Genomic DNA, 22,944 nt, shown 5'->3' on the forward strand with positions numbered 1-22,944 from the left:
CTGGCCAGGGCCAACCCCTGGCCGACCCTCTGGCGCAGGGACTTAGCCGGACTTGGTTCGCGAATGGGCGCCGCTGCGGGTAGGCCAGAATCGCTGGATGAGCGGTTTCACGCTAACCCCATGCAGCAGGATCGAAAGCGCGACCACCATCAGGGTCAGGTGTATCAATTCAATAGCCAGCTCTTCCGGCAAGCCATGCTCGATGGAATACATCAGGTAGTACATCGAGCCGATACCGCGCACCCCAAACCAGCCCACCAGTCCACGCAGACGCCAGGGCTTACCTGACCCTGCCAAACCCAGAAACACGCTTAATGGTCGTGCTACGGTGAACACGAACAGGGCCAGTACCACGCCGCGCCAGCTCCAGGAGTCCAGAAACAGCATACCGCCGATGAGCAGAATCAATACCAGCTCGGACAATCGCTCAAGGTGTTCCTTGAACACCAGGGAACCTTCGCTTACCCGGTGGACAGACGCCCCCTCCCTGGCACCCTGAAACACACTGATGGTCCCATCCTGATGCTCGAGGCGTCCTGCCGGGGCATCGCCGGCCAGTTTGAGCTCAGTCTGTCGGAGGGCGACCGCCGCAAAGAACACCCCGAGGAAGCCCCAGGCATCCAGCCACAGGCTCAGGCCGTAAACCACGGCAATCAGGCCAAGGCCGAGGAAATCGTCGAGCAACCCCGGGTCTTTTCCCCGGCCTCGCAGGTGGCCACACACATAGGCCAGGGCCCAGCCGCAGAATACCCCGATGGCTATGGCCGCCAGCGATGCCCAGAGCACGTCCATCAACAGCCAGCGCTGGCCGAAATTCCCAAGCCCGTGCAGTCCCAGTAAGCCCAGGCCGAGCATGACGAACGGAAAGGCGCTGCCATCGTTCATGCCTGCTTCGCAGGTCAGGGTAAATCGCAGCCGGTCGTTATCACCGGCATGCCGGGTCTGAACCTCAGTGGCCAGCACCGGATCGGTGGGCGCCAGCACGGCGCCAAGCAGCACGGCGCCACCGAGGGGAAGACCCAGGGCGAAATGGCCAAAGCCAGCCACCAGGGCGACCGAAGCCATCATCGAAACGGTGGCAAGGAACACCGGCGCTCGCCATTGGGCAAAAGTCACCGGAGATGGCATCTTGACTCCGGCCGAGAACAGGGAGATCAGGATCACCACCTCAGTCAGCACCTCGAACAGGGCAGACTGTTCCAGCGGATTGAAATGGAACAACCCGAAGCCGCTAGGCCCGACCAGCAACCCTACCGCAAGGTAGAGAATGGCAGAGGTGATAGGGAGCCGTTTTATCAGGGACGTGGTCAGACCCATGCACAGCAGCAGCACGCCCACAAGCAGAAACCAGCCAGCCAGGCTCATAAGCACAGTCTCCCTGGCCGTAAAACCGGCAGCGACAGGAGCCGGATACCAGTACACAAGTAAGAGCCGTTTAAAAAATTCCGGAAAGACAACATGAGCCCAATCCCTGCGACAATGAGTTTCTGCAGACCAGATCACCGCCCAAGAGAGGCTGCGGGCGTGAGGAAGGCTTTATGAGCTGATGACTATACGCTGACCGGATTCTCTAAGGTATTAACATCGGGTCAGACGCGATTTTGCTGACAGAAAAGCAAAAAACTGGCGGGTTTTGTTTTATTTCAGTTTACTGAGCCTACTATTTCACGCGACCATCACAGTCGCACCCAAAAGAATCAACAAGGCAAACCATGTTTCTTGATCGTTTTCACTCCATTCAGGACGGCCGTGTAGTCATCAGCGCCGACCAGGCCAGCCATTTTGCCCGGGAAGTGGCTGGAGATTACAACCCCATTCACAACCCCGACCACCGCCGTTTCTGCGTACCCGGAGACCTGCTTTTTGCCCTGGTTGTCTGGCGCTTTGGCCTGTCCCAGAACATGACGTTCCAGTTCCGGAATCTACTGGGGGGCGATGTAGCGCTGAACTTCAATGAGAATCCGGATGGCTCGATTGACGTATGCGATACCAATGGCAAGCGCTACCTGGAGGTGACCCGCAGCGGAGACCAGACCAGCGACGAGACGGTGATCGAGAAATTCACCCGGTGTTACGTTGCGGCCTCCGGAAAGAATTTTCCCTATACATTGAAACCGCTGATGGAAAGCAAGGGCGTCATGTTCAATCCGGACCGTCCCATGGTGATTTACGAGAGCATGAGCGTGTCCCTGGACCATATCGATGCGCCTAACCCCGGTCTCGAACTCAACGCATCGATCCTGGAAGTGGTGGGCAAGCGGGGTAACTGCACCCTCGAATATGGCCTTACGTCAGATCATCAACCCATAGGCACGGTTATCAAGAAACTGGTGGTGAGCGGACTGCGAGAGTATGACGCCGGCGTCATGGACCGCATCGTTACCGAATTCTACCGTCTGAAAGATGGTGCCTAGGGTCGCCGGGCGCCAAACTCGAACCGGCTGAGACCGTCTGTATCATTCTCAGGCCGAGCGCCACCTGATCCTCCAGATGGCTGGCCAGACGCTTTCCAGTCAGTTCAGAGCGCCTAACCGGCTCGTGGAAGACCACAACCACTTCCACAGCGGGTTTGCTCAGCAGGCGCACCAGGTGGGCCTGGAAACTGTCATTGCCCACGAACGGCACGATCTGATCCGGCTCATTATCACGCAGGTAACAAAGGGAGATTGCCTGTAAGGGACAGCCAGCATCCTGAGCAGCCCCCAGCAAGGGTCGCCGGAAAGGTAACACGGTCCGGCCATCCGTTGTGGTGCCTTCCGGGAATACCAGAACCTGGGCTCCGCCCCTGAGACTTGCGCAGATTTTTGTCTTCACCTCATTCCCCCGCCCCGCCGAACGCTCGATAAAGAGTGTGCCTATGGCTTTTGCGATCCACCCGATAACAGGCCAGCGGGCGACTTCAGCTTTGGACAGGAAGAGGATCGGTCGACAGGCTCCGAGAACCACAATGTCCACCCATGACACGTGATTGCTGACGAAAAGCCCGGCTTCCGATATCGGGACCCCATGTTGTCGCAGGGTAATACCCAGCAGGCGACAGAGCACCTTCAGGTAGAGACAGGCAACCGGCGCTCGGTCAACAGGTCGGCGGCGGAAAAGGTCCACTGCCCTGAGCACAAGGAGAGTCACCACTGAGGCCAGCAGGAAAAGAAGGAACAAGGGTAAACGCACCGACAGCCTGGCCACATTGGCTATCGGCAGCTGTGCCGGCTCCGCCACGTCAGCCAGTACTCAACGGCTGGCGCATGAACTTCCTGGCGTAACGCCCGGCAAGGCTTTTCACCTCAAGCAAAACCAGCAGGTCGGCGCACCGGAATGCCGGGTCCCAACAGGGCGGACCGCAGACCTGCGCGCCCAGGCGCATATAGGCTTTCAGCAAAGGGGGAATCTCACGGCTGTCAGCCATCGCCGACGTGGCTGTCAGATGAGGTAACTGACGCTTTGGTGTGACCCGGAAAGGCTCCGGTGCCAGATGGTCTGATTGCAGTTTTCGGGCAACCCGCCAGGCCTTGTGACCACCGTCCAGCATGCTGATGCTGGCGCAGCCGATCAGGTAGTCAATGCCTTCGCGCAGCAGGTATTGGGAAACCGCCGTCCAGAGCAGGCTGAGAGCCGAACTCGCACGGAAATCGGCATGCACACAGGTCCGGCCCAGTTCCGCGAAGGCGCCGGTGCCGGTCTTAAGGGTATCAAGATCAAATTCCGTCTCGGAATAGAAGCCACCGATTTCGTCGGCCACGGGACCAAGGAGAATGCGGGTCGTGGCGACGACCTCTCCGGTTAACTGATTGAGCACAACTATATGCTCACAGTGAGGATCAAAGCGGTCGGTATCCCGGTCGGTAGCAGCCCCGAGATCAGCACCGTATTCTTCTGAAAACACCTGATAACGTAGGCGCTGGGCGGCCAGAACCTGATCTGGTGCCGTTGCCACACCGGCAACCAGTAATCGGCGCTGAGCCGGGAAAGAACGCTGAACATGCATAAAATCGTCCCTACTGGGGTTTGCGATGATGCGTTCAGCTTAAAAACCGGCTGTTTCAGACTCGTGAAGGAACTGCGACAGGCCGATGACAATTCTCGGCTATCTTCGGACATGGGAACTGGCCGACAATCTGGTCTACCACCCAGTCCGGATCATCGAGGGTAAGGTCGTGCCCGGCAGTTTCGTGCAACGCCAGGGGCCATCCCCACGCCTGCCCGATCGCCTTGCTGCAGCGCCAGTCCACCAGCCGATCAGCTTTACTTGCCAGCACCAGGCCCGGCGCCCCCGGGTCCCAGCTGCGGGGCCGGTATCGGGAAGCTGCCCATAGCTGGCGCAGGACATTCCGGCGGCTGACCGGTCTCAGGGCTGCAATTTCCTGCCAGGCCCGGGTGACTTCGGCACATGGCCTTGTGTTGCTGGTCAGAGCCAGGATGCCCTCTTCCCTGGCAGCATGGTTGGAGACTGCGATCAGCCTGCCGATGGTCCACCAGTTGTTCGGCTTCAGGCGCTGCCAGGGCCGGCTCAGACCGGAACTGGAGGATATCAGCACCAGCGCAGCGCACTGGCCAGGGTGGCGCTGGGTCCAGTCCAGGGCCACCATGCCGCCCAGGGAGAGGCCGATCAATCCTAGAGGCCGGGGCATACCAGACATTGCCGAGTCGAGGAATTCTGACGCTTGCGATATATCCGCGGGCGAAGCGAGGTGACGATTGGCCCCGGTGCCCGGAAGGTCAAGGGTGTGGATTCGGTCACGGGGGCGGGCCCGCTGCAGCTGCGCCGGGAAATGGCCCCAGTGGCTACTTTCCCTCGCTAGGCCCCGTAACAGTAGCCAGTCCATCAGGATTGGTCCGGGTACCAGTGCAGCAGGGCCGCGGTACGCAAGGCCTGGGTCTGGTCATCGGCAGGCAGCCAGTTGTTGTAATGGGCCGTGGCATCGAGCAGAAAATTCAGAAAAAGCAGATGGCTTCTGAGCACCCGCTGCAGCCGGTGGGGAACCAGGGGGTTGAAAAGCCCTTCCAGCTTAAGAAGCTGACGGGGCCGCTTGCGGATCCAGCGCCAGGACCCCAGCTCCAACGTCAGCGGTATAAAGGTGCCCTCGCCCTGCCGGTTGTGGCGTTTGTAAAAATAGTCCCAAAGGTCGCCGTGGGTCAGGTAATGGTTGGACTGGGGCTCCATGACGTAGTTGTGGTCCGGATACACCTTCTCCCATAGCAGCTTCAGGGCAAACACGGACTCGAGCCGGCGCATGGGACGCCGACGGTAGGCGTAGGGAAACCAGATCTGGTCCTGCCAACCAAAACCGGAGTGGCAATCGAGGGACAGGCAGAATGGACGCCCGGTAATAACCTCATCAATCACCCCCTTGAGGGCGAGGTTTTCCGGTTCCATTTCCTGGTCAGCCTTGCCCATGTACCAGGGCAAACGGGGAGACAGGCGCTGTCCCCCCAGCAAAAAAGTACTCGGGTCCTGGGCTGAAATCGGCGCGTTGCGCATCAGGTCGACCCCCGATGGATTGCAACGCTGGTTGAGGAACATGCCGCCGGGGTTCAGTATGGGCATCACTACAATGCGGACCTGCTCCAGCAGTCTGGCAAGGTTCGAGTCCCATCGCAGGCGGTTGGCGAGGGTCTGCATCCAGGCCGTCACTACCTGCGTGCCAATCCGCTCCAGCCCATGAACCCCTCCGACAATCAGAAGAGCCGGACGGTCCGCATCTGCCTGGCCGATATCGACGCGGTACAGGGGCAGCTCAAGGTCACCGACCCTGGCCATACCTTCAACGGTTGCGGAGAAATACTCCGGGGCCTCAGCCAGAATACGCTCAAGCTGGACCAGTTCCGGCAGGTAGGCCCGTAAGGCCTTACGTTGGGTCGTGTTCCTGCGGGCCTGTTGCTCGGGAACACAAAGGATGTGGGTCAGATCACGCAGTTCGGTCATGGGTTCAGGGCTGGCCGGGGTTGAGTGGCTTGGCGTTTGCGACCACCACTCTAGGCTGGTTTTGCTACAACCGTATGACCACCATCAGGATCAGCAGGATTACGGTTTGTTCGGATTCAGTGATTTTGGTTCGTAACCTGCCTATTCATTGCTAACCTGAGGTCACCAGTGAGTGTCAGGCGCAGGGAGGCCAGCATCGCCTAAGCACAGCCTGTGCCGCACCAGCAACCTGGCCAAGCATCAAAAAGGAGAGAGCACACATGGATTTACTACGTATTCTGATCGCCATTCTACTACCCCCGCTTGGGGTGTTTCTGCAAGTCGGTATCGGCAAGCATTTCTGGATCAATATAATCCTCACCCTTCTCGGTTACCTTCCAGGGATCATTCACGCGGTCTACATCATTGCCAAGAAATAGAGCCTGTCCGGAAAATCAGGACACAAAAAAGCCCGGACCTGATCCGGGCTTTACCGATAACGCCTATTGAAGGTTACCGGGTGCCTTCCATTTCGCGCTCAGTTTCATCAGTGGCTTCTTCTGTTTCTTCGGCCGCTTCGTGGGTTGCCTCTTCGGTTTCTTCACCCAGGTCAGCCGCGCCCTGGCGGACATTCCTCCAACCTGCTGCTGTCGCTTCTTTGGTGTCTTCCCAGAGATTTGAGCTGGTGTCCTGAGTATTCTCCCAGGCCTGGGAGAGACCTTGCCTGGTCTGGTTCCACCAGCCTTCATCATACTCTGGCAGATCTTTGACCGAATCCTTGTCATCGGACATCCGCACCTCGAACTCAGTGTCCTTGAAGTTGGCCCGGCCTTTCTGCTGTTTGACGGTGAAAGAACCTCGTTCTGCCACCACTTCACGGCCGCCCAGACCGAGAACGCCTCCTGTTTCGATCACAATGGAGTGGAGGCTCATGTCGTCCCCCAGCAGAATGTCGTCTACTTCGCCGATTTCCTCGCCGTTGGAGTCATACACCTCGGCATCCATGAGATCATCGGCGGAATATAGACCTTCGGCAGCATTGGCAGAAAGGCTTAACGCCAGGCTGCCTGCCAGCAGTGAAACTCCTAATGTCCTGTTCATCAGCGTGCGCATAGTCATCTCCTTTTCCATGTCCTGAATCGACTGAATTACTGCACAGCTCAAAATTACCCTTGCATAGGGTGCGCGGGTCGTCAACCCTAGGACGGGGACCTCCTTTGCGGTTATTACACGGATGACACCATGACACAGTCCATATCAGCCAGTACCTTCTGGCTGACCACCCGGAGGCTGCTGCACTTCATGCACAGGGTGATCGGAAACTTCCTGCGCAACCACGGCATTCTTCTGGCCGGAGGCGTGGGCTACAACGTGCTGCTGTCAGCCGTACCTTTGCTGGCTGTCCTGGGCGTGCTGCTTACCCATATTGTTGATGAACAGCAGTTGATTGAGGTGATGGCCGTTCAGACAAGGCATTTCAGCCCTGCCCACACCAGCCTGTTATTGGACGCAGTAGAAGCGTTTTTCGAGTCCCGCGAAAGCATCGGGATTGCAGGCATACCACTGCTGCTGTTCTTCAGCTCATTCGCCTTCAGGATGCTGGAAGACTCAATCGCCATCATTTTCCACCGACCTGAGAACCCCAGGCGCAAATTCTGGGTGTCCGCTGTTCTCCCCTACCTGTTTATTCTGGTCCTTGCCATGGGACTGCTTGGCATGAGCCTGCTGTTTTCCGTGGTCAACGCTTTCTACGAGGAGCCGGGCGGGTTCCTCTATCTGTTGAGCTTTGTCAGTGTTTTCATATTGTTCAGCGCCATCTACAAGGTCCTGCCCATTGTGCGGATTTCCCCGAAACGGGCCATCATCGGTGGTCTGGTGGGCGCCATTCTGTGGGAGGGAACCCGGCTGTTGCTGATGTACTATTTCCTGAATATTTCGTTCGTCAGCGCCATCTACGGCTCTCTGGCGACCATCATCATCATACTCATCAGTCTTGAGATCGGATCGGTCATCCTGCTGCTTGGGGCACAGGTGATCGCGGAGCTCGAACGCAGCGCCAGGCTGGGACTGCCCTGGCATGTGGCGCCGGAAGACCAGGTGAGTCGCAGGGCCTGAGTGCCGCTGTGCTTCAGGTCTGGTCACGCAGGAACGTCCGCAGACGGACATCAACCGTCACCGTCAGTTTCTGAAGCGCCGCTGCTTTCTCCCTGCCTTCGGCGCTGGCACGGTACAGGTGAGGGGTCATGGCCAGCAGATCGGCAATCTGCCCGGCGCCGGCCAGGGCCAGCTCAAAGCGGATGTTTTTGATGGGGCCGGCCGTAAAGCCTTTTTGGGGAGAGCCAGTTGAGGCTCTTTCTCCCTTCAGCTGTGGGTAAATTATTTCACGTAGCTCCAGCAGATGGTCAGGCCCTGCGTCCACCTGAACCAGCTGTCCGCCGGGACGCAATACCCTGGCGAATTCTCCGTAGACGGGAAAGCCGAAAATACACAGCACTGAATCGACCGTCGCCGACTGCACCGGCAGGTTGGCATTGCTTGCCACCACCCAGGCAGGCCGCTGCTCGCGCTCAGGGCCAGACTGCCTCGCCGCTGCTAGTACCGCCCACTTGGAGATATCCACGCCAAGCATAGTGCAGCCCGCCGGGGAGCTGCTGGCCGCCAGCTCCCGCAGGTAGTAGCCCTCACCGCAGCCGGCATCCAGACAGCTTAAGGACTCAGCCTCGGCAGTACCAGTTAACACCTGCTGTGCTACAGCGTGGGCAACCGGCCGGTAGTGGCCGGCATTGAGAAAACGCTGCCGGGCCGCCACCATTGCCTTGCTGTCGCCGGGGTCCAGCGAACGTTTGTTCTGGACCGGTAGCAGGTGAACGTAGCCCTGCCTGGCCACATCGAAGCTGTGACCGGCCGGGCAACGCCAGCTTGGGCCGTCTCGGGTCAAGGGCTCTGCGTCCAGGGGGCAGGCCAGTAACTGGAAGGGAGTTACCTTGGTCACTGAGAATTCCTTTATGAATCAGATGACTTTGCGCTGACAGGGCTTGAAACCGCGATCTCTGACCCAAGCTCAGTGTGTGTTGTCCTGCAATTACTGATTCACCTGGAAAAGGGAGGTTCCAAGTGGCCAGCGAGCACGACCAGGCCGCGCATTTTCGCAGCAAAGTGCCAGCACCACCACAGGGAATAAAACGGCTTCGATGGTATGGTCCGGGACTGTTGTGGATGCTTTCAGCTGTGGGCACCGGCTCGATCCTGTTTACCCCAAGGGTTGCCTCCGCTTTCGAGTACCAGCTGCTGTGGATGCTGCTGATCGTCGTGCTCTTCATGTGGGTCATGATCCGGGAGATGGCCCGTTACTCCATCGTGAGCGGAAAAAGCATGCTAAAGGGCATGCATAGCCTGGGGGGGCCCAGGGGCTGGGCCGTCTGGGTCATTTTCCTGCCCCAGTTACTGGCCGCCGCCATTGGCATTGCGGGTCTTGCGGCTGTGGTCGGCAGCGCTGTTGGTGAGTTCCTGCCGGGTGGCAATACTCTTTACGCCATGGCCATGGTCATTCTCTCCACCAGTTTTACGGCTACAGGACGCTATTCTCTGATCGAGCGGCTTAGCCGGTTTATGGCCATGGCGCTCATGCTCATGGCCATTATCTCGGCCCTGGTCGTCTTTCCCAGCCTGTGCGAGGTAGCTGCGGGCCTGACCTTCAGCTGGCCGGAGAATCCGGATCTCTTCATTGTACTGCCCTGGGTAGGGACCATTCTTGCCGGCTCAATGGGTATAGTCTGGTTTGGCTACTGGACCGCAACCCGGGGTTTTGGCGGCGGTATCAAAAGCCGGGACCCGGAAAACGAGATGCCCCGGAGCTCACAGGCCGAATTAGAAAAAGGCGAACGGAGCGGCCAGGACCGCAGCGAACGGATCCGCTATGCCCGGGACTGGATCAGGATCATGTCGGGAACGGCAACCCTCGGGGTGATCGGCGGCCTGGTGGTGATCTTTGCGTTTCTGGTGCTGGGGGCAGAATTACTGGCACCGGAAGGTATCATGCCGGAAGGGCCGAAAGTCGCAGTGGATCTTACCAGTCTATTTTCCGAGCTATGGGGCAACGTAGGCCGCTTTATCATGCTCGCCTCCATAATCATCGCCATCGGCGGCAGTATCCTGGCCAACCAGGACGGCTGGGGCCGCAGCTTTGCCGACATGACCCTGATATTGACCCGCAGCCAGCGCGATACCCACGGCTCAGGCGGTTTTATTGGCGCTCTGGACCGCCTCAACCGGAAGCTGCCCTGGCCCCTGCTTGAACGTCGCTGGCTCAAGCGGCTGTTCATTGTCACTGTCACAGGATTGATACCCATAGCCATCCTGCTGGTATTCCAGGATCCGGTAAAAGTGATGTCGGTATCCGGCATCATTGCTGCGGCCCATACACCGTTCATTGCCCTGACCGCGCTGTTTGTAAACAGGACCCGCCTGCCTGAAGAGCTGCGACCGGGACTGCTTACCACCAGCCTGATGGGGTTGTCCGGGCTGTTCTATCTGGGCTTCGCGGTGGTTTACCTGTTAAGTTTGACGGGTGCTTTTGGCTCCTGAGCCGCACCAGGCCAAAGACAGAGTCATCGGTTAACGCTTGCTCTGCGTATACTTAGGTAAGGCTGATCACAACCCAACCTGATTCATAACTGTTTTTAAAACAGGGGGCGCCATGAAAACCATGAAAATCGATATCGTGTCAGACATCGCCTGCCCCTGGTGCGCCATAGGCTATGCCCGCCTCGAACTGGCAATGGATCGACTGGCAGACGAACTGGATTTCGAGATCGATTGGCACGCGTTCGAGTTGAATCCCGATGCCGACCCCGATGGCGAGCCCATACTGAAGGCGCTGAGTCGAAAGTACGGTCGCAGCCCTGAGGAAATGGACGCGGCCCAGTCTGATATGACGACAATCGCCTCGGAACTTGGCCTCAACTTCAGCCGCATGAAAGAACGGCGAACCCGCAATACTTTCGATGCCCATCGGCTGGTGAAGTGGGCTGGTGAGCATGGCCGTCAGACCGAGATGAAAAAAGCCTTCTTCGACGCCTACTTTGGGGATGCGGAAAATATTGCCGATCCGGAGGTACTTTTGGCCCGGGTCGAAACAATTGGCCTGGATGTAAACGAAGCACGCCGGATTCTAGAGTCTGATAAATTCGCCACAGACGTAAGAGCAGACGAGGCCCGCTACCAGCAGGCCGGCGTATCGGCCGTTCCCGCTTTTATCATTGACCAGACGTACATGATTTCCGGCGCTCAGGAGCCTGAAACCCTTGTTCAGTCGTTTCGACAGATCGCCTCAGGGGCTGAAAACCCGGCCTGAAGACACAGACTTGCTGTAAAACTTACCGATTTCAGGAAATTATTACATTAATATTAAGACCTTTCTTGATTTTTTTAAGGTAGCACTTTAATACATGTTTTTAAGCTATTGTATTAAAAGCACTTTAATTAGCAGGTTCTCTCATTAAAATAACTCATTTTCTGGCATGCATTCTGCAGTACTTCCTGTGTGCCTGAACAATGGTAGGTACGTAAATTTTTCATTGGGTATGACTAAGGATGGAATATCATGCACAAGATGCTTAAAACCTCTCTTATTCTGGCGGCCTTTGTTCCGTCTATGGCATTTGCTCAGGCAGAAAGTGGTGACCGCGAAATCACCATCAATGGCTCGGGCTCAAGCGATAAAGACTTCGATACCACCGGTTTTGATATGAATGCCAGTTACGGGCAGTATATCAATGATCGTGGTCAGGTCGGCGTTCGCCAAGCTCTCAGCATTTCTGATCGCGAAGGCTCCAGCACAGACCTCGACGGTGCTACCGTGCTGTTCTATGACCACCACTTTGATGTTGGCGAGCGAGCACGTCCGTTCTTAGGTCTGAATGTGGGCTATAACTACGGCGACCGTACGGAAGAAACATTTTCCGCAGGTCCTGAAGCTGGTCTGAAGTACTACGTCCGCAACAAGACCTTTATTCAGGGCATGGTGCAATACCAGTTTCTGTTCGACAGTGCCGATGAGGCAGAAGACAACTACGACGACGGGATCCTCTACTACAGCGTTGGTGTTGGTTACAACTTCTGATGCAGCGATTGGTTTGCGCATGGGCCCTGCTCATGCGCGAACACCTTTCCTAAACCCATTTCCACAAAGCCCTCCCCTGCTTAACCACTCTGCAAAACCCCGCTCAGAGAAAGTGCATTATCGCGAATACCGATACCAGGGACAGCGGCATACTTATCAGTATGACTGCGGCTATATCATCCTTCGGCCCACTGTAGTGGCTGGCCAGTATGTAACTGATCACGGCTACCGGCATGGCGGCCTGAATAAGCAGCGTCCGCACAACGATCGGCTCCAGTGGCAATACAGCTACCACCAGAAGTGCCGCTGAAAATCCCAGCACCACACGCGCCATGGCAAGCCCGGCAATTGTACCGACGCGCCCCAGGTCCTGCAGATTGATGGATGCAAGGGATTTTCCGAGCAACAGCAGCATCACTGGCAGAGTCATGCCGGCCAGCAGTTCAACCGTGTCGTTGATAGCAGCCGGCGTTTCTATACCCGTTGCCAGCCAGACCCCGCCCGCGAGCAGCGCGATAATGGACGCATTGGAGAGCACGGCCCTGAACGAAAAATGCCCCGACAGCAGCCAGACGCCCAGCGTGAAATGACTGACCTGCACCACGGTTGAGATGACTACGGCATGGATAAGCGCTTCCTTACCGAGCAAAGCAAAAACCAACGGGATACCCAGGTTGCCGGTATTGGGATTGACCAGCATCGACAGGTAACCCCGCACATCCAGCCCTGCCAGCTTCAGCCCGAGGGCGCCCACAAGGGCCGAGACCACGAGTACCGCCAGTATCGCCAGGGCTGTTTCCGAGACTGACCAGACCGCCACATCCATCCCGAACAGAGCGCTGAGAATAAGCGCAGGTAATCCTATCAGGGTCACCAGCCTGGACAGGGCAGGGGAATCAAGCAATCCGGTCTTGCGCGCCAGCGCAAAACCCAGGGCAGCACAGAAAACCACCGGAAACAGCGCGTTCAGATAAGCCGATAACACGTCACGTACCTCAGGTGGAGGGTGCCTCAGGTGGCGGGAGCCTCGGGTGGAGCGATGGCCGGTTCCGCTTCTGGCTTGCCGACAGAGAAGTCATTATGGGCAAACACGTCCGCAAGAATGGTCTGCTCTATATAACTGCGCTGGCCGGCTTTAGCCGGCACCCGGACCACCAGATGAATCTCGTCAGCGACAGGCACCTGGATCGACACCCGAGGATCTACCGACGGAACCTCAAGCCCCCGTTGATTGCCCACCTTGTTGACGTGTTTGCGGGCCCGCTCCAGGTAGGACTCGCAATGGCGGTTGGCAGACTCGAGAAAGGCCTGCTGGGCTGCGCGCCAGTCGTCCCGGCGCTTGAATGGCACCGTAAAGACATGAAAGTCATATTCCTCGGTGAAGCTCTCGTTGATCACCGGTTCGGAGACAAACAGCGCGTTGGGAATGACGATCATGCGACCGGTTCGCTGGTGGCTGCTTTTGCCGGGCCCCACTTCCAGAATGGTGGTGGCCAGCAGACTCTGGTCGATGACGTCGCCACGAAAGTCCTTTACCTGAATCCGGTCACCCAGGTAGAACGAGCCGGCACCGCTTTTCAGAATCGAGCCCGTTACACACAGAATCAACTCCTTGGTGGCCACCACAAAGGCCACGGCGATGGCGACAATGGACAGCGCCAGAGTGCGTAGCTGGTCGCCCCAGATAAACACCAGGCCCAGCAAAAGCAACAGTAGAAAACCGTTGCGGAAGTTCACCAGCAACCGGCCCCGAAGCTCCGAGACTTTCACGGTACGTCGGATGAAACGGGCAACCAGGGTACGGGAAATAACAATCACCGCGACCAGTATGGCGGTACTCACCAGAGGAGCGATAATCGTTTCAGGGAGAGCGAAATCGCCTGGGAGCCAGGCCGCACCTTCAAACACGGCCTGGCTCCCTTACGCTTTCAGGTTTTGCAGATTTGGATTTTGCAGGCAATGAAATGCTCCTGTAACAGCTTTGCCATGGACGTGGGCAAGTTTACGCTGTTATTTCAGAGCATCAATACAAAGCCGCCGGGTTATTGGGTACCGAACTTCTCATGCTCACCCAGGTCCGGGGTTTCATCCTGCACATTGGCCTTGGCCATTTTGAAAAACTGAACCATTTTGCTGCTGTCACTGTTCCAGTGTTCACCCTTGGTCACCTTGATTTCGAGCAGGCCGACGTTGGGTGAGTCCTTGCCGTCGGGGAACCATGAGCCCACGAACGGATTCCAGAACTTCTCAATCAGGCTCTTGTCCTGGGTAACGCGCCCTAACCCGGTCAGCGAGACGTAGCTGTGCTCCTTGGGATCGCTGAAGGACACACAAACATCGTTATCTTCCTCAAGCTCAAACACCTTTTCAGCGTTCAGGTCGGTAAAGAACCAGAGCGTACCCTCGTAGCTGTCCTGCACCAGATACATGGGGCGCGCCCTTAGCTCGCGGCCATGGAGGGTGGTCAGCATACCGGCCTTGATACCCTTGATGAGGTTCCAAACCTTTTCCTTGTGCTCCTGACTAGACATCCATTCTCTCCTTTCCCGTTTGATTGAATGACCTTCTATCACTCTGAGGCTCATCCTTGGCGCTTTCAAGGGTAGACAAACAGGGCAGATAAACCTAAAAAAGCCACATGAGTGGCCCAAAGGTACAACGCAAACCTGATTAAACCCGGGGCTAAAGCCCTGCTACTGAAACCAGAGGCTCACTCTTCAATAAGGCCGTGGTCAGGACCGATGACTGGGGCCGGCCAAAAAGGTAGCCCTGCATTTCTTCACAGTTACGGTCGAGCAGGAAGTCCACCTGACTCTCGGAGTTGACCCCTTCCGCGACGATGTTAAGGCCCATGTGCTGCGCCAGGGCAATGGTGGCGGAGACAATGGCGGCGTCGTTGGGGTCGTCGATGATGTTGCGGATAAAGGACTGGTCAATCTTCAGGGTATCCACCGGCAGGCGTTTGATCTGCGCCAGGGATGAATAGCCGGTGCCAAAGTCATCCATCGAGATCAGCACGCCCTGGGTCCGCAGACGCCCCAGCAGCTCGCAACTCATTTCGACGTTCTTCATCAGGCTGCTCTCCGTGACTTCCAGCTCCAGGCTGCCGGGACTCAGGTTCGCGTCGGCCAGAATTTCCTGGGTTTTTTCCGCAAAGAAAGGCGAGCTAAGCTGGTAGGCGGAAATATTCACGGCCATACGCACCGGTGGAAAGCCCAGTTTCTGCCAGGTTCGGGCCTGGGTGCAGGCGGTACGCAGCACCCATTCGCCGATCTGGTTGATGAGCCCGATTTCTTCTGCCAGCGGTATAAAATTAGCAGGCAGGATGACGCCCTTCTGGGGGTGGTTCCAGCGCACCAGAGCCTCAACCCCGATGACTTTCTTTGTACGAATATTAATGCGCGGCTGGTAATGCACTTCCAGCTCGTCGTTCTGAAGCGCAAGACGGAGGGCATTCTCCATCAGCAGGCGTTCCAGTACATGCTGATTCATTTGCTTGTCGTAGAAGAGAAACATGCCGGAGCCCTGCTCCTTGGCCTTGTACATGGCCATGTCGGCGTACTTGAGCAGAGTGCCGGCGTCTTCCGCATCCTTTGGGTAGACGCTGCCACCAATGCTGGTAGACACGCTGACTTCATGGCCATGAAGCTCGACTGGCTGCGCCACGGCCTCAATCAGGTTCTGGGCCACGGTCACCATGTCTTCGCTTGAAGCCAGATCCTCCAGCACGATGACGAACTCGTCTCCGCCCTGACGGGCGACAGTATCGGCATCTCTTACGGCGTGCTTGAGGCGGCTGGCAATGATCTTGAGCAGTTCATCTCCCTGCTCATGACCCATACTGTCGTTGATAGGCTTGAACCGGTTCAGATCCAGAAACAGCACGCCGACCTGCCCCTTGGAACGCTTGGCCTGTTCCAGAGCATGGTTGAGCCGGTTGTCCAGCATGGTGCGATTGGGGAGCCCGGTCAGCGCATCGTGGGTTGCAAGGTATCGGATGCGGCGTTTCTGGCTGTTCGCTTCGGTAATATCCCGGGCCACCCCGTGTACACCCACGATTTCCGTGTTAACAACGACCGGAAAATACACAATATCAACATCAACCAGGCTGCCGTCCTTGCGGATCTTGCGGGTACTGAACTTCTGGGGTACGCCCCGGGTCGCCTCGGCAAACGAGCGTTGCTCCTGCTTCTGCTTCTCCGGCGCCACATAAGTGGCAAAGGGCAGATAACGAAGCTCGTCCATGCTGTAGCCCAGCAGCTCTTCATGGGCGGCATTAGCGGAAATTATGCGGCCATCCAGATCACGGACAAACGCGCCATCCGGATGATTGTCGAACATGGACTTGAAGCGCTGTTCACTGTCGTGAAGCTTTTCCTGGGCTTCCTTCACCTGATACTGCCGGCCACGGGCAAGGAGGGCGGAGCGGGCGTTGGTAATCAGGGACGCCGTGCGAACCGGCCGGTCCAGCAGTACCACGTTCCGCAGAAGGTTCATTACGCGCTGGACCGGCAGAGAGTCCGCACCCTTGCCAGCCAACACCAGTATGGGCAGGTCCGACCAGTCCGGTGCGCGTTCGACATGGTCCCGGAGCACATCCAGCACCGAGTCCACCAGGGCATCCTCTACGGTCAGGATACCGCCAGCACCACGGTCCAGTTCCGATTGAAGCGCCCGGGCATCCTCACATATCTGACACTCAATACCTGCAGACGACAGCACCTTGCATGCTATCTCGCCATCTCTGCTGGTGGCTGAGCACACGAGGAAGCGCCTGGCTAAGGCATCGTTTTCAGTAGTGAGCGGGCCCGTCATTCTGGCTATCCCTGTCGCCGGTATAGACTGGCACACCAGTCAATACACCATGAAAGTTCTTTAAGGGGTCTCCCAACTGAAGACCTTCTGAGCCGATCGTCAGCTCGCGAATGATTTTCTGGTGAGCACCGCCACGTTTTTTGAACACAGACATGGCCTGCTTGATGTGGCCCTGGTGCTCAAAGTGACGAAGCAGTAAAACGTTGTCCGCAAGGTAGCTTATGTCAATGGCACTTCTCATGGTACCGACAAGACCAGACTGAACGCCAACCAACATGGACGCAACCCCACGTTGGGCCAGATAGGCTAACAGTTCATGGAGATGGGTGATAAGGAAACGCTCATCGGGAGAAGAGTTCAGGTAGCCATTCAGGCTGTCGAGCACCACCACTTTTACGCCCCGCTTCTCGACCGCTTCCTGAACCACATACGCCAGTTCTCCAGGGGAAAGCTCGGCCGGGTCAATTTCCTGGAGGGTAACCCGACCGTCGGCTATCGGCGTTTTCAGGTCAATATTCAACTGCTCTGACCTGTTAAGCAGGGTATTGGCAGACTCTTCGAACAGGAACACAGCCGCCTTGCAACCCTGCTTTACCGCGGAGGATACAAACTGGGCAGCAAGCGTAGATTTACCCGTGCCCGAGGGCCCGTTGAGAATGGTGCTGGTTCCCTGCTCAATGCCACCGCCCAGAAGCTCATCGAAGGCCTCTGTGCCGAAACTGATCTTGTCCTGGTGAACCCTGCCCCTGGACTCAGCAGCCACCAGACGCTGGTAGACCACAAGGCCACCGTGACGGATGGAATAGTCATGAAAGCCCGAACGAAAGCTGACGCCCCGGTATTTCTGTATCCGCAGCCTGCGACGGTCCGCGCCATAGTCCCGCTCGACCTGCTCAAGGGTAATAACGCCGTGGGCGATACTCTTCACTTCCTGGTCACTGCCGTGGGCAGTCTTGTCATCCACCATGATGGCCGTGCAGTTGCGCTTGGCGAAGTACTGTTTATAGGCCAGCACCTGACGACGGTATTTCAGCGGCGTGCCCGCAAGCAGCCTGAGCTCAGAAAGGGAATCAATGACAACGCGGGTGGGCTTCAATGCGTCGATACTGGAGAGAATGGCCTGGGTGGTCTCACCCAACTCGACTTCCGATGGCAGGAACATGGTGTATTGCTGATCCGGGTCCAGTGTCTGCTCGTCCGGAATTACTTCATGGATATCAACGCCTTCAAGGGTCCAGTCATGAGAGGCAGCTACCGCCCGCAACTCGGCTTCGGTCTCGGAAAGGGTGACGTAGAGAACCCGCTCACCGTGCTTTGCACCTTCAATCAGAAACTGCAATGCAAGTGTTGTCTTGCCAGCGCCCGGTGAACCTTCAACCAGATAAAGGCGATTGGACGTAAGGCCTCCGTTAAGAACGCCATCCAGGCCCTCGACACCTGTCGAGATCGCATCCGGCATTACAACGTCTTTTTTTTGCTGGGTCATTGCAATAGCTTGCTCCCGGAGAATGAGATAACGCTCAGCCCTAGCATCGCCCAGGTACTTTTCCCAGCGACACCAGCCGATATCCACAGCAGGCCCGAAACGGTGCCGCCAAAGCAAAAAATGCTAGCAAATTTCGCATCGAGGTTCATTAACTTAAGGCAAAAAAGCAAACAAATCATCCACAAACAGCAATCTTTCCTGCTCCATTCACCCAGTCATCTAACAGGCATTCGCCTGGCTGACCCTTAACACCAGAGGCAAAGCCGTGACCGCAAGCCTCCATGCCAGAGCTCTCAGCTTCGCGGTGGACGTACCGCTATTTAAGGCAAAAAAAAAGAGGCTCTACCTTTCCTGGTAGCGGCCTCTTTCTCACTAGTAAAAACTCACATACTAGCTAAATTTTAAAAACTCCCTGAGCGTTTCTCCATTTCCCTGCTCAGTCTCCGGATCCTTCCGAAGATGCCTTCGTGGCGCTTGTCCCTTCCCTGTCGTCCGTGACGGATATACATAAAGTAACATTTCTGGCGCGTTCGTCAAGCAAAAAACCCCGCTCCATGCCTGGATTACACAACCATAATGTGTTTTATGCAACTGAAGCTCATCAATATACCGCTCACCGCATACGTGACAAAAAAAAAGAGGCCACCCCACAATGGAGGTAACCTCTTTGTCAGAATAAGCTTAAAAGTTCCCTAAGCTATTCTCCCTCTCCCTGCTCAGTCTCCGAATCCTTCGGAGTCGCCTCCTTGGCTCATTCCCTTCCCTGTCATCCGTGACGGTAATTAAAAGATAGCACGACCGTTTTTTCTGTCAAACAGACCCCAGCCCCTTGTTTTCATTAAAAATATAATTTATACAAAATTCTCCTTTATATGCATAACGTGTACGACTTTAGTAAACAACTGAGGGCCCACAGTCTGGCGAGCAACACGCCAATAAAAGCCAGTTCGGACAACAGGTTCGAACCGAAAATCGATCGCATAAAAGAGTATTAGACAGCTTACTTTTGGATAAAACATGGCCGGAACGTTACAAAATATACATTTCGCCCCTTTTCTCCTGCCGGCTGTTTTTGCCCATAAAGCACAACAGCTGAGCTCGGGTTATCCACCATTTTTCAGCAACGCTTATTCTGATTCCGACAGGGCCTCACTCAGAAGGTTCTGCAGTCGCTGCGGCATACTCCCCGCGAGTGCCAACGCAGCCTCATGGCCTCGGGGAGACATCTTGCCCCAGGTGCGCCGGACGATCCTGAGCCATTTCTCACGATCATAGTCGCTGTTCTGATCGTAGAACTCCTCGAAGTAACGTTCCAGGAACACCATGCACGCAACATCCTCCAGCAGTTGCGTGTCCGGGTCCTTGCGCAGTTCCCGCTTGGTCAGAATGGTTTCCACCCGGTCGCATTCGGTCCGGGGGTAACCACACTGACCCATGATTTCTGCCGCTCGGCGCCCGTGAAACCGGCCACAGGCCTGGCGCCATTCATAATAAGCTTTACGACCTTCCGGGAAGCTCTCGCGAGGCATGGTCCAACGTTCAATATGCTGGGCCCGGCAAGCGATCTGCATGCGCTCCGACGGCGCCGATTCGAGCCGGAACAGCCAGCGGGTCATATGTTGGCTATAGGCGAATTCCTTGGGCAGGGTCTGGTCGCCGACCTGTTCCCGGTTGGGGTCGGCCAGGTTGGCCTGGTCGATTTTGTCGAGGGCGCAGGTGAGCTGGGCGGACTGCTGCATAGGGATCTCCGGATGCCTGTTTCAGGGATGACTCTGGTTGCGCTGCCAATCTTCCCCGGCAGGCAACATAAACACAACATTTCCCCTACGCATTGCAGCACATCAGGCCTGCGGATTAGCTAATAATTAGCATTGAAAATCTATCTGGTGGCGAGCTGTATTTGCGTCTCTTATCTGAGCTTTTCCCAAGCCACAAGCCGAGGCCGGTCCGCTACCATTGGCTCGTCCTGCTACTGGCGTGGCTAAGCCTGTGGTCGACTCCAGCCGCGGCCCAGGAAGCTATCGCCCTGCCCCAGCCCGACCACACCATTGAGCTCGGGTTCCACATTGCCTACCTGAAGGATCCGGGGCGCAACCTGAGTCTCGCTGAAGTACGCCAGCGCCAGGCCGACTTCAAGCCAGCCAACAGCGAAGTCCTCAATCTCGGCTACACCAGCGCCGGCTACTGGGTCCGGTTCCGTCTCAAGAATACCCGTTCAGAACCCCTGACCCGCTACCTTGAATTTCGCTCCCCGTTTGTAGATGTCCTGCGGCTATATGCCCCAGGTAGTGATGATAGCTTCAACACCCTAACCTCCGGCCGCCTGCTGCCACCCCCCGAGCGCCCCCACGAGGCCCACAGGTATGTCTTCCCAATCACCATCCCGGCGAACAGCGATGGCTACTACTACCTCTACGGACACACACCGGACACGCTCACCATTCCACTGTATCTTCACACCGACGAAGGCCTGGACCAGGCGCTGCTGACGAATCGCGCCTGGCTGACCTTTTACCAGGGCCTGATCGTCGCCATGACCGTGTTCAGCTTCTTCCTCCTGGTGACACTGCGGGACAGGGTGTACGGTTACTATATCTGCGCCATCGTCCTGCACCAGGGCGCCTTCTTCACGCTGTTCAACGGGCTCGGCTATACCTACTTTGGTCTCGAAAGCCCCTGGTGGACCCGGGAAGCCCTGTCCGTGCTGGTGTGTCTTGCCATGTGGATGATCATGCAGTTCGCCAGGGTGCTGCTGAAGACCAGGCAGGAGCAGCCCCGGACCGACCAGCTTATTGCCCTTACCCAGTACGCAGCCCTGCTGGTGGCGGCTTTGAGCATCTTCCTGGACTACTACGTTTCTATACGTCTGGCCAATCCGATTGCCTCGACAACTGCGCTGATACTGTGGTTCGCCGGCTGGAACAGTTATCGCAGCGGCAATCCGGCAGCACGCTATTTCCTGATGGCCTGGACCATGCTTATTGTTGGCGGACTGGCCTACAGCCTGAAACCATGGGGGCTGGTGCCAAGCAACCTGTTTACCGAACACGGCTGGCAGATCGGTTCTGCCGTCGAAGCCATTCTTCTGTCCATGGCCATTGCCGAGCGCATCAATACCGAAACCCGTCAGCGCATGGCACTTCAGCATGAAGCCCAGGCCGCCCAGGCCCGAACCCTGGATATCCAGCGCCAGGCCAACGAGACCCTTGAGCAGAAGGTGCAAGAGCGTACCGAAGAGCTGGAGGAAGCCAACCGCAAGTTGCAGCAACTGAGCGATACTGACCAGCTCACGGGGATCAGCAACCGACGTTCCCTCGAGCGCCACCTGACCCATGCCTTCAATCGGGCCCGGGTCGACCAGAAGCCCCGTGCCGTGCTGCTGATTGATGTGGATCACTTCAAACCAATCAACGATAGCCATGGCCATCAGGTGGGCGACGACTGCCTGGTCGAGATTGCCCGGCGGATCCAGGTCAACTCCCGCTGGCCCGCCGACCTTGCGGCACGCTATGGTGGCGAGGAGTTCTGTGTGGTGCTACCCCATGTCGACGGCCAGACGGCGCTCCAGACCGCCGAGCGTATTCGGGGAAGTGTTGCCAACGCGGCGATCAGTACCCGCATCGGTCCGCTCGACCTGACCATCAGCGTGGGCGTTCATGCTGCCGTGCCCCAAGCCGGCGATACCGTCGACGACTTCCTCAAGCGGGCAGACCAGGCGCTCTATCAGGCCAAGCAGGAGGGTCGAAACCAGGTCACAGCTTACGGAGCCCCGGCAAAACTCTGCTAGCCTCGGCTTACCCATGTTTTGACTCCCCCTCCACTTATCAAATGTTTTTGACTCGGCCAGGGCGCCTCAATAACCTTTTGGCAACCTATCAATGGATCTGATCATGCTGAACATCCGCCATTACCTGGGCACAGGTGCGCTTCTGATGTTTTCGTCTGCCCTTACTGCTACGGAGCTGGAGACCCTCGGCCCGCTTGAACCTCGGACTGAAGGACCAGCTGTTACCATCAATGCCTCAGCCCACCCCATTCGTCTTCCCCTTGGCTCGCTGGTAGGGGCTACCTTTATGGGCGGTAAAGGCGAGATCATTAATTACGATGAGGCCAAGGGACTCTACGTGACCGTGGTCACGCCACCGCAGTGGGGGACGCCGGATTTCCAGATGAACCAGGTGCCGGGCTATATCTTCAATCGCGACTATGACGAAGTGGACGACCCAGCCCTGGTGCAGGAGCTCGAAGCCATGAGTCAACTCACTCTGGAGCCGGCCTCGGGCAAAAAAGTGGGCGTGATGGACCTGGGGGAAGTAACCGCCTATATCGCTTTTGCCCCGACCAAGACCACTGTGCTGCTGTCCTCCGGGGACCTGCCCGACCTGTTTACCCACCTGGCACTGGATGGGTTCACCTGGGAAGAACTGACCGAGGAAATCCTGAGAGGTGTCGGGATGCCTGAACAGGAGACTCGGCAGGGCGAGTAGAGCGCTGCATAGAGAGATAACAGAGGCGCGGGTTTGTACTTATAACAATAAGCTTGGCAAATCCGGCAAATAGCCTGTATGGTGAGTGGGTAGGAAAGATTTGGCACAGCTTCACGAATAAGACGTTTCTCTG

The 22,944-nt window shown here is 57.0% G+C and carries 21 protein-coding genes; 8 read left to right on the forward strand and 13 right to left on the reverse strand.

Annotated features, from left to right (window positions below):
* Positions 1 to 42: 42 nt before the first annotated feature.
* Complete coding sequence (locus tag G7W63_RS06200; protein WP_166254749.1) at positions 43 to 1,365, reverse strand: cation:proton antiporter; 1,323 nt, start codon at positions 1,363 to 1,365, stop codon at positions 43 to 45.
* A gap of 347 nt (positions 1,366 to 1,712) precedes the next feature.
* Between G7W63_RS06200 and G7W63_RS06205 the strand changes: the two genes are divergently transcribed.
* A complete protein-coding gene (locus G7W63_RS06205; protein WP_166254752.1) occupies positions 1,713 to 2,414 on the forward strand; it encodes a DUF3581 family protein in 702 nt (233 codons plus the stop codon).
* On the opposite strand, the gene G7W63_RS06210 is transcribed toward G7W63_RS06205, so the two are convergent.
* The 4 genes from G7W63_RS06210 to G7W63_RS06225 are packed head-to-tail and all read right to left on the reverse strand — an operon-like array spanning position 2,380 to position 5,923.
* A complete protein-coding gene (locus G7W63_RS06210; RefSeq protein WP_166254755.1) occupies positions 2,380 to 3,219 on the reverse strand; it encodes a lysophospholipid acyltransferase family protein in 840 nt (279 codons plus the stop codon). The genes G7W63_RS06205 and G7W63_RS06210 overlap by 35 nt on opposite strands.
* Before the next feature lies 1 nt (position 3,220).
* On the reverse strand, positions 3,221 to 3,985 hold the full coding sequence (locus G7W63_RS06215) for a GNAT family N-acetyltransferase (protein ID WP_166254757.1): 765 nt from the start codon (positions 3,983 to 3,985) through the stop codon (positions 3,221 to 3,223).
* A gap of 55 nt (positions 3,986 to 4,040) precedes the next feature.
* Positions 4,041 to 4,823, reverse strand: a complete 783-nt coding sequence (locus tag G7W63_RS06220) for an alpha/beta fold hydrolase (RefSeq protein ID WP_166254760.1) — start codon at positions 4,821 to 4,823, stop codon at positions 4,041 to 4,043.
* Entirely contained in the window at positions 4,823 to 5,923 is a 1,101-nt protein-coding gene (locus tag G7W63_RS06225) for a M14 family zinc carboxypeptidase (RefSeq protein WP_166254764.1), read from the reverse strand. The genes G7W63_RS06220 and G7W63_RS06225 overlap by 1 nt, the downstream gene beginning before the upstream one ends.
* Before the next feature lie 260 nt (positions 5,924 to 6,183).
* Between G7W63_RS06225 and G7W63_RS06230 the strand changes: the two genes are divergently transcribed.
* Positions 6,184 to 6,342, forward strand: coding sequence for a YqaE/Pmp3 family membrane protein (locus G7W63_RS06230; RefSeq protein WP_166254767.1), 159 nt, complete (start codon positions 6,184 to 6,186; stop codon positions 6,340 to 6,342).
* 73 nt (positions 6,343 to 6,415) lie between these two features.
* Here the strand turns inward: G7W63_RS06230 and G7W63_RS06235 are convergent, their stop codons facing one another.
* Positions 6,416 to 7,015: a PRC-barrel domain-containing protein gene (locus tag G7W63_RS06235; protein WP_166254770.1), complete on the reverse strand. Its 600-nt coding sequence runs from the start codon at positions 7,013 to 7,015 to the stop codon at positions 6,416 to 6,418.
* Between the two features lie 129 nt (positions 7,016 to 7,144).
* On the opposite strand from G7W63_RS06235, the gene G7W63_RS06240 reads away from it, so the two are divergent.
* Positions 7,145 to 8,017, forward strand: a complete 873-nt coding sequence (locus G7W63_RS06240; RefSeq protein WP_166254773.1) for a YihY/virulence factor BrkB family protein — start codon at positions 7,145 to 7,147, stop codon at positions 8,015 to 8,017.
* A 13-nt stretch (positions 8,018 to 8,030) separates the two neighbouring features.
* Here G7W63_RS06240 and G7W63_RS06245 read toward each other — a convergent pair whose 3' ends face one another.
* On the reverse strand, positions 8,031 to 8,894 hold the full coding sequence (locus G7W63_RS06245) for a putative RNA methyltransferase (RefSeq protein ID WP_166254776.1): 864 nt from the start codon (positions 8,892 to 8,894) through the stop codon (positions 8,031 to 8,033).
* 122 nt (positions 8,895 to 9,016) lie between these two features.
* Here G7W63_RS06245 and G7W63_RS06250 point away from each other — a divergent pair, with 122 nt between their 5' ends.
* The 3 genes from G7W63_RS06250 to G7W63_RS06260 all read left to right on the forward strand — a co-directional run bounded on the left by G7W63_RS06250 (position 9,017) and on the right by G7W63_RS06260 (position 12,023).
* A complete protein-coding gene (locus tag G7W63_RS06250) occupies positions 9,017 to 10,486 on the forward strand; it encodes an Nramp family divalent metal transporter (protein ID WP_242634329.1) in 1,470 nt (489 codons plus the stop codon).
* Positions 10,487 to 10,598: 112 nt separating this feature from the next.
* Positions 10,599 to 11,255, forward strand: a complete 657-nt coding sequence (locus G7W63_RS06255) for a DsbA family oxidoreductase (RefSeq protein ID WP_166254779.1) — start codon at positions 10,599 to 10,601, stop codon at positions 11,253 to 11,255.
* A gap of 249 nt (positions 11,256 to 11,504) precedes the next feature.
* Entirely contained in the window at positions 11,505 to 12,023 is a 519-nt protein-coding gene (locus tag G7W63_RS06260) for an outer membrane beta-barrel protein (RefSeq protein ID WP_166254782.1), read from the forward strand.
* 103 nt (positions 12,024 to 12,126) lie between these two features.
* On the opposite strand, the gene G7W63_RS06265 is transcribed toward G7W63_RS06260, so the two are convergent.
* The 6 genes from G7W63_RS06265 to G7W63_RS06290 all read right to left on the reverse strand — a co-directional run bounded on the left by G7W63_RS06265 (position 12,127) and on the right by G7W63_RS06290 (position 20,063).
* Positions 12,127 to 13,008, reverse strand: coding sequence for an AEC family transporter (locus tag G7W63_RS06265; RefSeq protein WP_166254785.1), 882 nt, complete (start codon positions 13,006 to 13,008; stop codon positions 12,127 to 12,129).
* Positions 13,009 to 13,034: 26 nt separating this feature from the next.
* Positions 13,035 to 13,931, reverse strand: a complete 897-nt coding sequence (locus tag G7W63_RS06270) for a mechanosensitive ion channel domain-containing protein (RefSeq protein ID WP_166254787.1) — start codon at positions 13,929 to 13,931, stop codon at positions 13,035 to 13,037.
* A gap of 134 nt (positions 13,932 to 14,065) precedes the next feature.
* Complete coding sequence (locus G7W63_RS06275) at positions 14,066 to 14,554, reverse strand: pyridoxamine 5'-phosphate oxidase family protein (protein WP_166254790.1); 489 nt, start codon at positions 14,552 to 14,554, stop codon at positions 14,066 to 14,068.
* 151 nt (positions 14,555 to 14,705) lie between these two features.
* Entirely contained in the window at positions 14,706 to 16,838 is a 2,133-nt protein-coding gene (locus G7W63_RS06280) for a putative bifunctional diguanylate cyclase/phosphodiesterase (protein ID WP_166254793.1), read from the reverse strand.
* Positions 16,816 to 18,324 carry an ATPase domain-containing protein gene (locus tag G7W63_RS06285; protein ID WP_166254796.1) on the reverse strand — a complete coding sequence of 503 codons (1,509 nt, stop codon included), beginning with the start codon at positions 18,322 to 18,324 and terminating at the stop codon, positions 16,816 to 16,818. The genes G7W63_RS06280 and G7W63_RS06285 overlap by 23 nt, the downstream gene beginning before the upstream one ends.
* A 1,127-nt stretch (positions 18,325 to 19,451) precedes the next feature.
* The gene (locus tag G7W63_RS06290; RefSeq protein ID WP_166254799.1) at positions 19,452 to 20,063 is read right to left on the reverse strand and encodes a DUF4202 domain-containing protein; all 612 of its coding nucleotides are present in this window, start codon (positions 20,061 to 20,063) and stop codon (positions 19,452 to 19,454) included.
* Between the two features lie 161 nt (positions 20,064 to 20,224).
* Between G7W63_RS06290 and G7W63_RS06295 the strand changes: the two genes are divergently transcribed.
* Positions 20,225 to 22,111 (forward strand): sensor domain-containing diguanylate cyclase, encoded by a 1,887-nt coding sequence (locus G7W63_RS06295; RefSeq protein WP_166254802.1) that lies wholly within the window; start codon positions 20,225 to 20,227, stop codon positions 22,109 to 22,111.
* Positions 22,112 to 22,202: 91 nt separating this feature from the next.
* Complete coding sequence (locus tag G7W63_RS06300; protein WP_166254805.1) at positions 22,203 to 22,811, forward strand: hypothetical protein; 609 nt, start codon at positions 22,203 to 22,205, stop codon at positions 22,809 to 22,811.
* Positions 22,812 to 22,944: the final 133 nt, after the last annotated feature.

The sequence above is a fragment of the Marinobacter salicampi genome (assembly GCF_011074795.1).
GTDB lineage: Bacteria > Pseudomonadota > Gammaproteobacteria > Pseudomonadales > Oleiphilaceae > Marinobacter > Marinobacter salicampi.